This window comes from Pseudoalteromonas piscicida, assembly GCF_000238315.3.
Classification (GTDB): domain Bacteria; phylum Pseudomonadota; class Gammaproteobacteria; order Enterobacterales; family Alteromonadaceae; genus Pseudoalteromonas; species Pseudoalteromonas piscicida.
Window position 1 is genome coordinate 1,403,255 of the sequence record NZ_CP011924.1, and the last position, 11,702, is coordinate 1,414,956.

Consider the following 11,702-nt stretch of genomic DNA (forward strand, 5'->3'; position numbering starts at 1 on the left):
TGGACTCTGTACGGGAAATTGCACCGCACAGAGTTGATGCTTTTTATCTCATCCCTTTAAGAATTTCGACAATTTCAAGGGTATTTTCGAGTACCCTGATGACTCTACCTTCAACGCTTATCGTTACCAAATCCCGATCTCTGTCACGATAAATGACTTTACCATGGTCGTAGATATCTGGATCTAAGCGTTCTCCAACTTGGAGTTTTTTTTGCCAACCTGGCGGAAGTGGCTTGCCCTGCTTCAACTTTTTCTCAAGGCCCGGCGGTAACTTCTCCGGTTTAGCATTCGCCTGATTTAAACCTAAAGTCAGACTCAAGGTAAGTAGAGAAAGTACAATAACTTTAATCATAACAACCTCTCTATTAGAGCGCGGCGTCATGCGTTTTGTGAACACAACGCCGTCTATAAAGTATTGTTAATAGTTTGAAATAAAGCTTATTGACATAAACTGAACAACAATCACTAATATTTAGATTGATTTAGTTTTGTTAACGCTTTAACGGAGAAACGTTCAATGGCAAGCCCCAACTGGAGTCCAAACTTCTCAGCAACGCCTTTTTTAGCCTTATAAGCCACCTTATAGAGTTGGTGACTTTCATTTAATGACATGAGTAAATCGTCACTAGTAGATATTTCATCAACTAGTTTAAGTTCTAGCGCTTGTGTACCAAACCAATGTTCTCCAGTGGCTACTTTCTCAATATCGAGTTCGACACGGTTATCAGAAACAAAGTGTTTGAACAGACCATGCGTTTCTTCGATCTCCTCTTTAAACTTTTCTCTGCCTTTATCCGTATTTTCACCAAACAGCGTGAGTGTACGCTTATACTCACCCGCGGTTACCATTTCAAAATCAACGTTATTCTTTTTCAATAAACGATTAAAGTTGGGGATCTGCGCAATTACGCCGATTGAACCAATAATTGCAAATGGCGCTGCAATAATTTTATCTGCAACACAAGCCATCATATATCCGCCACTTGCAGCAACCTTGTCCACACAGACGGTTAGAGGAATACCCGCTTGCTTGATGCGCGTAAGTTGCGATGCACCAAGTCCATAACCGTGAACAACCCCACCACCACTTTCTACAGACACAACAACCTGATCCTTTTCTTTATCTGCAATCGTTAAAATAGCGTTGATCTCTTCTCTTAAACCCGTGACTTCGTGCGCGTCCATACTTCCATTAAATTCCAGATAAAAAACGTTTTTCACTGCTTCTTTATCTTGATTTTTTTGCGCTTTTGATTGCGACTTATTTAGGGATTTTAGCGCCTTTTTATCAAGCGTTTGCTGTAAAAACTGTTGTTTAGATTGCGCCAGACTATCGCTTAAATCGGTAACTTCAATTTCACCCTTTTTCGATTTTGGTTTTGAGCTTGCTCCCACCATCAAAATAATGACTACTGCAATACCAAAGATAATGGTTACTGTCTTGGCTAGAAATAACCCATATTCAAACAAAAATGCCAAGTCGTTCTCCTCATTGAGCTCATAAAGGGGCCCATTTTTTCAATATAAAATGGACACAAAAAAGGCCGCTAGCTGCGGCCTTTTATAGTCTCGAAAAATGTCTTAGTTTGCAACAACATCCGGGTTAGATACTTGTAAAACCAAACCCTTTGACTTCAAGAAGCTTGCAACTTGTGTTTGCATTTCAATTGACGCCGCTGCGTGTCCCGCTGCTGTGCCACCGGCTTTTTCATCAAAACCTGTCGTCAAGATTGAACTATGGTGACCCTGAGAGAACTTCACTACATAACTTCCAGGTGTTCCGTCTTGACTCATTTGCGTTTCACTTGCAGGCATTAAGCCCATGAAACCAGCAAGTGGTAAGCTACCTGACAAGAAGCTACGTTCTGTTGTTGGAGGAATAACCAAGTCAGCTGTATTGCCATCAACACCACCCGTAACAACGCTCATATATACTGGCGTTTGTAGCGCTTTCACGGAAGCTGCATAGTTAAGTGGATCGGCACTACCTAATGCGGTCTGTGCTGCAAAACCAAACTGCGTCACCGTACCATCAATCAGTGCTAATGTCGCGGTGTCTCCAGCCGCTTCTAAATTCGCTCTAAACGTTCCATATGCACAAGAAACATATTTGCTTTGATCCGCAGCAAACGTACCACAGTCAGTAATTGCGCCTTCTTGCAGATAGGCATTAAACGCTTGCGACGCTAGGTTACCTGCAGAGCTTAACACGGAGCCTTGAACAAACGGGCCAAATGATTTTGACTCAATCAAGAAATTAGCAATGCCCGAGCCACCACTTGCAAGTGCTGCTGACTCAACTTTAAAGAAACCATCAATTGCTGGATTTAATGGCGCATTGGTTTGAGCAAGGAAGCTTGGGCCTACAACCGAACCCAGTGAGTGACCTAAGTAACTAACTTGCTGGGTATTAAAGTTAACTTGACCGCCAGATGCTAGATTGATGAAGTTTAAGCCTAAACGTAAACCCATTAAATCTGCTGCTGATTGCTTTAAGTTATCACGCGCAACCAACAACGATGTTAGGTTCATGTAGGACAACACGCTGCCTGTCGAGGCATTGAAATCATCTGTGCCGTCACCATCGATATCTAAACCGCGAGCACCGTGCATTGGGTGATCAATCGCAACTGTGGCAAATCCAGCTTGTGTTAATGACAACGTCAAGCCAAGCATGTCTTCTTTTTTACTCGTGATACCATGTTGCAAGATAACAACAGGCCAGCCGCCCTCTGGGCGCTGAGACTCATCCGCAGGCATTGTGATTTGCACAGGAACATTAGCAAGCCACTGCTCTTTAGGGATTGGATTGTACTTAGTTAAGAACTTAGTACCGTCTAAGCCTAAATCTCTCAACTTTCCACCCGAAAGTGTATTACAAGCGATATCATTTGGTTCTGTAGGCTCTGGTAAACCACCAGCTTGCGCTGCATATCCAGCGACAGCCACCGCGCTGTCGCAACGTGCTTGCCAATAGGTATCAGCTAGCGCAGAGATATCTTTATTTTTTGGTTGTGATAAGTATTGAGGTAGTTGTATTTGACCTTGCAATAAACGCACGCTTCTAAAAGCTGGTAAAATAGCATCAGGCACTTTTCCTACAAGGGCATCTGCAACGGTGATCACCGGTTGTGCAGGTACAGCGACAACAGGATTAGCACCACCTTGTAATTTAGCGGCTAACAATTGCTTAGTCGCCGCCAATGCGTGACCAGTCGACTGTGTCGTCATTGCTGCAGTATATATAATCTCTTCTTTACTCACCGAACCCACTGCAGTTACCGCCCCTTCATAGCTACGAATCACAGCCTGTAGCGATTTCTGAGCATCAGTTACCAATGGCGCGTCTTGGCGCAACAACGTGTAAGTCGAAGAAGCATCTACACTTTGACCTTTTGAGTCCTTAAGACCTTTGGTCAAAACAGTAATATACGTAGTTTCAGGTTTGAATGGTTTAACTGGGATAATAACTAAACCGTTACCTGTGCTATTAGCCATGGTAACGAAATCACCATCAGGGCCAAATTGTAATTCAGCAATTGGCTTACAAGCGATACCTGAAGGCACCTGAGCACAATCTTCGTCGGTTTGTAATGGTCCACCCATTGCAACTTCAAAAATTCGTACAGAGCCCGGAGTTATGACGCTTTGCGCATCAAGTGTCAAACCATTCGGTGTCGTCATGTCGATAACGTAAGGCATTTGTGTCGACCAACCATCTAAGGCGCCAATCACAATACTAGGGTTTGCATAGCTTGCACGCGTTACCAGAGGGTTACCTTCACCATCTTTCACTCCTAACATTTCGTCAGGTAGATTTAAGGTACCGTCTTGAGTGCCGGATAAAAGGATATCGTTTGGAACTGAGATCACACCACCGGATGGATCAAATTTAACAGAAATCGTTGGAGAAACGGGTGTAGTATCATTTTTTACATCTTCTAACGTTTCACCGCCTCCACAGCCAGCGAGTGCTGCTGATACTGCGAGTGAGAGTAGCATTTTTTTCATTTTATAGGCTCCGACATAATCTTATTATTATTGTGATAATTCTCGTTAAATCTATGTAATAGCATTTTTAATAAGACATTAGACCAGTTAAACTTAACTCAAACTTTGTTATTTCGCCAGCCATATTTACAATAAATTCGCTAACTTGCTACTGCATTGTGATAAAATAGCCCAAACATCTTAATTGGAGTCCAGAATGCAGACTTATCAAGCTCCTGAAAACGCACTTGCGAATAAAACGATACTAGTAACAGGTGCTGGCGACGGCATCGGCCGTGTTGCGGCAATTAATTACGCCAAATATGGTGCAACGGTTATTTTATTAGGCAAAACCACCAGTAAACTAGAAGCCGTTTATGATGAAATTGTTAACGCCGGTTACCCACAGCCTGCAATTGTACCTTTAGATTTACGTGGTGCAACCAAACAACACTTCCGAGACTTGGCTGCCACCATCGAGCAGCAATTTGGGAAGCTTGATGGCTTGCTAAATAATGCGTCTATTTTAGGCTCTTTAGGTCCAATGGAACACTTTTGCGTTTCAACCTTTGAAAACATAATGAAGGTAAACGTAACAGCCCAAGCGGTGATCACTAAATCGCTATTCCCAGTAATGAGAAAAGCGCCTCACGCTTCTATAGTCTTTACTTCATCGGGTGTAGGACGCAAAGGTCGCGAGTTTTGGGGAGCATATGCAATTTCTAAATTCGCAACCGAAGGTATGATGCAAACTTGGGCCGAAGAAGTGGGTAAAACCAATATTCGTATTAACTGCATTAATCCTGGTGCGACAAAAACAAGTATGCGTGCATCAGCATTCCCAGGTGAAGATAAAGATAAACTAAAAACACCTGAAGAATTAATGCCAACATACTTGTACTTGATGTCTGATGACTCAATCGGAGTTAATGGCCAATCTTTAGATGCCCAAACCTACTAACTAGTACTTTAAAGGCTGCAGATCCACAATTGCAGCCTTCTTTATTATTTAATCTCTCGGCAAGGTTTCAAACGCCAGCACTTGCTCTAATTTTTCATCCCACTTTGCTTTGCTCGCGATAAATAGGTGTGCGGTTGGCGTAAGGCTCGGTGCATCATCTAAGCTACCGGCAGGTACCACTAAACCAACAGGCTGCTGGTTTGGTAATGCAGAACCACAACAAGCGCAAAAGGCTTTAACGTGCTTAGTATTCGGTAAAGTAAAGCGCGTTATCAACTTTTCGCCCGCGAGCCAAGTTAGCATTGCATTTTGAAAAAATAAATTCGCAGCATGTGCAGAGCCTGTGTCTTTTTGACAATATTCACAATGACATAGATAAAAGCCCTGCACGTTGCCCTCTACAAGATATTTAACCTGACCACACAGACAACTACCAGCAAACATCTCTTTCATTTGCATCTCCTTATCAAATACAAAAACACCAGCTCACTAGGCTGGTGTTTAATACCAATTAGTCTTAATACTTGATCAATTTGAAGGAGCAAACCTGACGCTAACTACGTTAAAAACTTCTCATTTAGAACAACTAAATAGCAAAATTTTTGCCTTGTTATCGACAAGATTTTCTCGCCTCAACCAGTTAAACTTAACTCAAACTTTGTTATTTCGCCAGCCATATTTACAATAAATTCGCTAACTTGCTACTGCATTGTGATAAAATAGCCCAAACATCTTAATTGGAGTCCAGAATGCAGACTTATCAAGCTCCTGAAAACGCACTTGCGAATAAAACGATACTAGTAACAGGTGCTGGCGACGGCATCGGCCGTGTTGCGGCAATTAATTACGCCAAATATGGTGCAACGGTTATTTTATTAGGCAAAACCACCAGTAAACTAGAAGCCGTTTATGATGAAATTGTTAACGCCGGTTACCCACAGCCTGCAATTGTACCTTTAGATTTACGTGGTGCAACCAAACAACACTTCCGAGACTTGGCTGCCACCATCGAGCAGCAATTTGGGAAGCTTGATGGCTTGCTAAATAATGCGTCTATTTTAGGCTCTTTAGGTCCAATGGAACACTTTTGCGTTTCAACCTTTGAAAACATAATGAAGGTAAACGTAACAGCCCAAGCGGTGATCACTAAATCGCTATTCCCAGTAATGAGAAAAGCGCCTCACGCTTCTATAGTCTTTACTTCATCGGGTGTAGGACGCAAAGGTCGCGAGTTTTGGGGAGCATATGCAATTTCTAAATTCGCAACCGAAGGTATGATGCAAACTTGGGCCGAAGAAGTGGGTAAAACCAATATTCGTATTAACTGCATTAATCCTGGTGCGACAAAAACAAGTATGCGTGCATCAGCATTCCCAGGTGAAGATAAAGATAAACTAAAAACACCTGAAGAATTAATGCCAACATACTTGTACTTGATGTCTGATGACTCAATCGGAGTTAATGGCCAATCTTTAGATGCCCAAACCTACTAACTAGTACTTTAAAGGCTGCAGATCCACAATTGCAGCCTTCTTTATTATTTAATCTCTCGGCAAGGTTTCAAACGCCAGCACTTGCTCTAATTTTTCATCCCACTTTGCTTTGCTCGCGATAAATAGGTGTGCGGTTGGCGTAAGGCTCGGTGCATCATCTAAGCTACCGGCAGGTACCACTAAACCAACAGGCTGCTGGTTTGGTAATGCAGAACCACAACAAGCGCAAAAGGCTTTAACGTGCTTAGTATTCGGTAAAGTAAAGCGCGTTATCAACTTTTCGCCCGCGAGCCAAGTTAGCATTGCATTTTGAAAAAATAAATTCGCAGCATGTGCAGAGCCTGTGTCTTTTTGACAATATTCACAATGACATAGATAAAAGCCCTGCACGTTGCCCTCTACAAGATATTTAACCTGACCACACAGACAACTACCAGCAAACATCTCTTTCATTTGCATCTCCTTATCAAATACAAAAACACCAGCTCACTAGGCTGGTGTTTAATACCAATTAGTCTTAATACTTGATCAATTTGAAGGAGCAAACCTGACGCTAACTACGTTAAAAACTTCTCATTTAGAACAACTAAATAGCAAAATTTTTGCCTTGTTATCGACAAGATTTTCTCGCCTCAAAATAGCTCACTTACATAAGCTAATTGGTATAAAAAGCTTAAATTACTTTCTTCTTGGGGTTTTAACCCTTTGATTGTGCTTTTTCACTGCTTTGCGGATCTTATTAATTTTCGCGCGCTTGTCTTTACGTTTTTCTGGCATGACCGACAACTTAGTTTGCTGCTCGGCTCTCATGCTTACCGATTTACGTAAGTAGTTAACATCTTCTAATTTTAATTCTTCCCATCCACCTTGTGGCAAACGCTTGTTAAGCTCCAATTTACCATAACGGATACGGATCAAACGCGACACTTCAACATCTTGCGACTGCCAAAGACGCCTAACTTCACGATTGCGCCCTTCTGTCAGCGTTACATTGAACCACTTATTCAGACCTTCACCACCAAGAGGCTTAATCTTAAGGAATTTTGCAGGGCCGTCTTCTAGCTCAACGCCTTTGGTTAATGTACGCAACGTTTGGTTTGTTACTTCACCAAATACGCGAGCAGAATATTCACGTTCGACTTCGTATTTTGGATGCATCAAGCGATTAGCTAGCTCACCATCATTGGTAAAGAGCAACAGGCCTGATGTATTGATATCTAATCGCCCAATAGCTATCCAACGGTCACCATCTAACTTTGGTAGCCTATCGAATACAGTGCGACGACCTTGAGGGTCGCGACGAGTACACAGCTCACCTTCAGACTTATGATACATAAGTACGCGACAGATACGCTCTTCTTGCTGCTCTATTTTAACAATATGTCCATCTACACGGATCACCGAAGTCTCTTCCACTCGGTCTCCTAGCTTGGCAACTTTTCCATCTACACTTACGCGGTTAGACTCAATATACTTTTCCATTTCGCGTCTTGAGCCAACGCCAGCTCTTGCCAATACTTTTTGTAGTTTTTCACTCATTCAGATGGTTCTCTCACAGAAGGATCGTTTAATAACTGTTCTATTTTCTCATTATGTTGTTCAGGTAATCGAGGTAATTCCCCAAGACCAGATAATGAGAAGTAATCTAAAAATTGTTTTGTCGTTGCATACAATGCAGGCTTACCCGGTACCTCTTTGTAACCCACCACTTTTATCCACTCGCGATCTATCAAGCTTTTGATAATATTAGAACTCACGGTAACCCCGCGAACTTGCTCTATTTCGCCTCGAGTGATTGGTTGTCGGTAAGCAATCAATGCCAAAGTCTCAAGTGTAGCACGTGAGTATTTTGGTGCTTTTTCCTGCCACAGTTTACTTAACCAAGGGCTCAAGCTCGGGCAAGCTTGAAAACGGTATCCGGTACCAACCTCAACCAGCCTTACACCGCGAGTTTGATAATGATTTACCAGTGTTTCCAGTGCCTGATCAATACGCGGTGATGACACGCTGATATCTTCCAGCACGGTTTCTTTTAAGCGCTTTTTAGATAACGGCTTATCTGAAACGAAAATCGCTGCTTCAACTAATTCAACCAGTTGTTCATCGCTAACGCGTCTTTTCATATTTTATGCTTGAAGATAAAAATGCGGAGTATAGCAGAGGCTGCAGCCATCCCCTAGCCTTTTAAATGCAGGTAAATCGACGCTGCGGTTGCTGACTGAATATAGTCAACCAATTGCTCCTTAATGAGTTCGAGCATGGCAATAAAAGTAACCACCACACCACTGCGCCCTTCGTCCAAGGTAAAGAATCGCGCAAATTCTACCGGCTTATCCTGTTCTCGTAGCAATTGCAATATAAAGCTCATACGCTCTCGAGTCGAAAGTGCTTCTGCGGATATATGATGGTGCTCAAAGGTCTTGGCTCTAGCCATCACTTCCGACAGCGCCAAAAGTAATTCCCTCAGTTCAATGTCTGGGAATTCTGGCTCATTGTCGGTACTACTGTCTACCAGCGCATGAGCGACAAAGATATCACGCTCAACACGAGGGATCTCATCTAAATTCTCAGCGGCTTGCTTAAATTGCTCGTATTCCTGCAAGCGTCTCACCAGCTCTGCTCTGGGGTCTTCCTCTTCCTCTAACTCTTCGTGTTTTGGTAGTAGCATTCTTGATTTTATTTGTGCCAGCAAAGCTGCCATCACTAAGTATTCACCCGCAAGTTCAAGCTGCATGTCCTTCATCATTTCAACGTACTGAACATACTGCTGAGTAATACTAAAAATCGGTAATTCTAGAATATCTAATTTATGTCTTTTAATAAGATAAAGCAGTAAGTCCAACGGACCTTCAAAGGTCTCTAAGATAACTTCTAGGGCTTCGGGAGGAATATAAAGATCTTCCGGCTTTTCAATTACCGCTTCACCGTGTAAAAAAGCTAGCGGTAATTTCTGTTGGAGTGCTTCTGTCATCTCAACATGCGTTATTCAAAAGGCGACGTATCACCACAGCCACGACGCAAAATTTCAATGGTGTCTTCAGACATATCAATAACAGTGGTTGCTTGTTCAATTAAATAGCCACCATGGATGATCAAGTCTACGTGCTTCTCAAGACGCATGCGGATATCATCGGGGTCAGACTCAGTAAACTGCTCTCCTGGCAAAATCAAAGAGCATGACATCAAAGGTTCACCTAGTGCTTCCAACAACGCGCAAGTAATTGGGTTATCAGTCACACGGATCCCGATGGTTTTTTTCTTCTCATTGAGCAAACGACGAGGAACTTCTTTCGTCCCTTTAAAAATAAACGTGTACGGACCGGGCGTATTATTCTTAATCATCCTAAACATTTGATTATCGACACGGGCATAGGTCGAAAGCTCCGACAGATCGCGGCATAAAAGAGTGAAGTTATGGTGTTTTTCAATGCCGCGGATCCGCTCTATCCGCTCCTTAGCTTGCTTATTACCGAGGTTGCAACCAATGGCATAGCCGGAGTCGGTTGGAAACACCACCACGCCACCTTGCTCAATAATATCAGCCGCTTGGCGAATTAAACGCGTTTGCGGGTTATCTGGGTGAATATGAAAAAATTGACTCATAAGCTTATTCCTCTTTGCCTCCCCAATGACGCCAAACTCCTTGACAATCTTTAGGTAAATACAAGTTACGACCAAGGTCGACCCAAGGCATTGGGAAGTGGAAATCTGACCCTTGGCTTGCTAACAATTCAAACTCTTGACTTAGTCGCCCCAAAAATTGGCGCTCAGTAGGCGCTTGCTGCGGCTGTGCAACTTCCATTGCAGCTCCCCCAACCGATTTAAATTCAGCAATTAACTTTCTCAACCACTTATTCGACATCTTATATCTGGCAGGATGCGCCAACACACTTACTCCACCCGCTGCATGAATAGCAGCAACGGCCGTTTGTATATCGCACCACTGACTTGGCACATACCCAGTCTTGCCACGTGCTAAAAATTTATTGAAAACGCTTTGCACGTTTTTGGCCACGCCCCGCTCAACCAGCACTTGAGCAAAATGCGCTCTGGTGATCTGCGCAGTTTGGGCAAGTGCAAGGGCATCTTCGTAGACATGCTCATAGCCCTTTTTGGCTAAGCGATCGCCGATTTCTTTCGCTCTGGCTTCTCGCTTTTGCTGCTGTTCGTGCAGCAGCTTTGTTAATGCTTCATGCTCAGGGTCAAAATTTAATCCAACGATATGGATCTCAAAGCTTTCCCATTTTGTGGAAATTTCAACGCCATTAATAAGTTCTAAAGTCAGATTATTTTGGTTAATGTAGTCACGGGCAGGCTGGATCGCATCTATCGTGTCATGATCGGTAATTGCAAGAATATCAACGCCTTTTTCCGTTGCTCGCTCAAGCAATTCATCAACAGCTAAGCGGCCATCGGAAAAAGTAGTATGGCTGTGGAGGTCATATTTAATCAAAATGTATTAACTATCTCTATGAATTATCAACGTTTTGATTATATCACAAGTTAACTGATACGACCTTAGGTTATTTTCTGATATTTGCCCTTGACACTTGTAGCAAGAATAGGGTTTACTGTAGCTAATTTAGATTAAACAACGAAATATTCACAAATGAACAAACAAATTCAAAAAAACATTTGGTGGTGGCACTCGAACTAAGCGGGTGTGTTTCGTTATATCTACGATTTATCAACCCGCGCAATGTCGCGGGTTTTTTTATACTTTTTAGAGGCTTATATGAACAACAATATCACAGTAAACACAATTTGGTGGTGGTGGATGCCCTAGCGGGACGGTATTGTTGTGTCTGAACAATAACCCCCGCAGAGCTCAGCTTTCGGGGGTTTTTTATTTTCTAAACAGAATATCTAGGGTCTGTTGATCTTTCAAGTTTGTTTTTGCAGCAGTTTGATTGGTATTTATACAAGGCAGAGAGGAACTTCTTTCGTCCCTTTAAAAATAAACGTGTACGGACCGGGCGTATTATTCTTAATCATCCTAAACATTTGATTATCGACACGGGCATAGGTCGAAAGCTCCGACAGATCGCGGCATAAAAGAGTGAAGTTATGGTGTTTTTCAATGCCGCGGATCCGCTCTATCCGCTCCTTAGCTTGCTTATTACCGAGGTTGCAACCAATGGCATAGCCGGAGTCGGTTGGAAACACCACCACGCCACCTTGCTCAATAATATCAGCCGCTTGGCGAATTAAACGCGTTTGCGGGTTATCTGGGTGAATATGAAAAAATTGACTCATAA

The 11,702-nt window shown here is 42.7% G+C and carries 12 protein-coding genes and 1 pseudogene; 2 read left to right on the forward strand and 11 right to left on the reverse strand.

All coding sequences use genetic code 11. The features are described 5' to 3' along the window. Window positions 1-43: 43 nt before the first annotated feature. From PPIS_RS06395 to PPIS_RS06405, 3 genes are all read right to left on the reverse strand, one after another. Complete coding sequence (locus PPIS_RS06395) at window positions 44-352, reverse strand: hypothetical protein (protein WP_010378588.1); 309 nt, start codon at window positions 350-352, stop codon at window positions 44-46. A gap of 113 nt (window positions 353-465) precedes the next feature. Further along, on the reverse strand, window positions 466-1,479 hold the full coding sequence (sohB, locus tag PPIS_RS06400; RefSeq protein ID WP_010378587.1) for a protease SohB: 1,014 nt from the start codon (window positions 1,477-1,479) through the stop codon (window positions 466-468). 102 nt (window positions 1,480-1,581) lie between these two features. Further along, entirely contained in the window at window positions 1,582-4,011 is a 2,430-nt protein-coding gene (locus tag PPIS_RS06405) for a VolA/Pla-1 family phospholipase (protein ID WP_010378586.1), read from the reverse strand. 196 nt (window positions 4,012-4,207) lie between these two features. Between PPIS_RS06405 and PPIS_RS06410 the strand changes: the two genes are divergently transcribed. Further along, a complete protein-coding gene (locus tag PPIS_RS06410) occupies window positions 4,208-4,951 on the forward strand; it encodes a YciK family oxidoreductase (RefSeq protein ID WP_010378584.1) in 744 nt (247 codons plus the stop codon). A gap of 48 nt (window positions 4,952-4,999) precedes the next feature. Here the strand turns inward: PPIS_RS06410 and PPIS_RS06415 are convergent, their stop codons facing one another. Further along, window positions 5,000-5,404: a GFA family protein gene (locus PPIS_RS06415; protein ID WP_010378583.1), complete on the reverse strand. Its 405-nt coding sequence runs from the start codon at window positions 5,402-5,404 to the stop codon at window positions 5,000-5,002. A 296-nt stretch (window positions 5,405-5,700) separates the two neighbouring features. On the opposite strand from PPIS_RS06415, the gene PPIS_RS06420 reads away from it, so the two are divergent. Beyond that, window positions 5,701-6,444: a YciK family oxidoreductase gene (locus PPIS_RS06420; RefSeq protein ID WP_010378584.1), complete on the forward strand. Its 744-nt coding sequence runs from the start codon at window positions 5,701-5,703 to the stop codon at window positions 6,442-6,444. A 48-nt stretch (window positions 6,445-6,492) separates the two neighbouring features. On the opposite strand, the gene PPIS_RS06425 is transcribed toward PPIS_RS06420, so the two are convergent. The 7 genes and pseudogenes from PPIS_RS06425 to PPIS_RS06460 all read right to left on the reverse strand — a co-directional run. Then, window positions 6,493-6,897 carry a GFA family protein gene (locus PPIS_RS06425; protein ID WP_010378583.1) on the reverse strand — a complete coding sequence of 135 codons (405 nt, stop codon included), beginning with the start codon at window positions 6,895-6,897 and terminating at the stop codon, window positions 6,493-6,495. A 225-nt stretch (window positions 6,898-7,122) separates the two neighbouring features. Then, on the reverse strand, window positions 7,123-7,983 hold the full coding sequence (gene rluB / locus PPIS_RS06435) for a 23S rRNA pseudouridine(2605) synthase RluB (protein ID WP_010378582.1): 861 nt from the start codon (window positions 7,981-7,983) through the stop codon (window positions 7,123-7,125). Next, entirely contained in the window at window positions 7,980-8,567 is a 588-nt protein-coding gene (scpB, locus tag PPIS_RS06440) for an SMC-Scp complex subunit ScpB (RefSeq protein ID WP_010378581.1), read from the reverse strand. Before scpB ends, rluB begins: the two co-directional genes overlap by 4 nt. 53 nt (window positions 8,568-8,620) lie before the next feature. Continuing rightward, window positions 8,621-9,415, reverse strand: a complete 795-nt coding sequence (locus tag PPIS_RS06445; RefSeq protein WP_010378579.1) for a segregation and condensation protein A — start codon at window positions 9,413-9,415, stop codon at window positions 8,621-8,623. 11 nt (window positions 9,416-9,426) lie between these two features. Continuing rightward, on the reverse strand, window positions 9,427-10,047 hold the full coding sequence (locus tag PPIS_RS06450; protein WP_010378577.1) for an L-threonylcarbamoyladenylate synthase: 621 nt from the start codon (window positions 10,045-10,047) through the stop codon (window positions 9,427-9,429). A 4-nt stretch (window positions 10,048-10,051) separates the two neighbouring features. Next, a complete protein-coding gene (gene rnm, locus PPIS_RS06455; RefSeq protein ID WP_010378575.1) occupies window positions 10,052-10,897 on the reverse strand; it encodes an RNase RNM in 846 nt (281 codons plus the stop codon). Between the two features lie 479 nt (window positions 10,898-11,376). Further along, window positions 11,377-11,700, reverse strand: a pseudogene (locus PPIS_RS06460) (Sua5/YciO/YrdC/YwlC family protein); the annotation flags it as partial. Between the last annotated feature and the right edge of the window lie 2 nt (window positions 11,701-11,702).

Excerpts from the sequence above, each read along its gene's own strand:
- PPIS_RS06395 (WP_010378588.1), bottom strand. The coding sequence starts at position 352 with ATGATTAAAGTTATTGTACTTTCTCTACTTACCTTGAGTCTGACTTTA.
- PPIS_RS06405 (WP_010378586.1), bottom strand. The coding sequence starts at position 4,011 with ATGAAAAAAATGCTACTCTCACTCGCAGTATCAGCAGCACTCGCTGGC.
- PPIS_RS06410 (WP_010378584.1), top strand. The coding sequence starts at position 4,208 with ATGCAGACTTATCAAGCTCCTGAAAACGCACTTGCGAATAAAACGATA.
- PPIS_RS06415 (WP_010378583.1), bottom strand. The coding sequence starts at position 5,404 with ATGAAAGAGATGTTTGCTGGTAGTTGTCTGTGTGGTCAGGTTAAATAT.
- PPIS_RS06420 (WP_010378584.1), top strand. The coding sequence starts at position 5,701 with ATGCAGACTTATCAAGCTCCTGAAAACGCACTTGCGAATAAAACGATA.
- PPIS_RS06425 (WP_010378583.1), bottom strand. The coding sequence starts at position 6,897 with ATGAAAGAGATGTTTGCTGGTAGTTGTCTGTGTGGTCAGGTTAAATAT.
- rluB (WP_010378582.1), bottom strand. The coding sequence starts at position 7,983 with ATGAGTGAAAAACTACAAAAAGTATTGGCAAGAGCTGGCGTTGGCTCA.
- scpB (WP_010378581.1), bottom strand. The coding sequence starts at position 8,567 with ATGAAAAGACGCGTTAGCGATGAACAACTGGTTGAATTAGTTGAAGCA.
- PPIS_RS06445 (WP_010378579.1), bottom strand. The coding sequence starts at position 9,415 with ATGACAGAAGCACTCCAACAGAAATTACCGCTAGCTTTTTTACACGGT.
- PPIS_RS06450 (WP_010378577.1), bottom strand. The coding sequence starts at position 10,047 with ATGAGTCAATTTTTTCATATTCACCCAGATAACCCGCAAACGCGTTTA.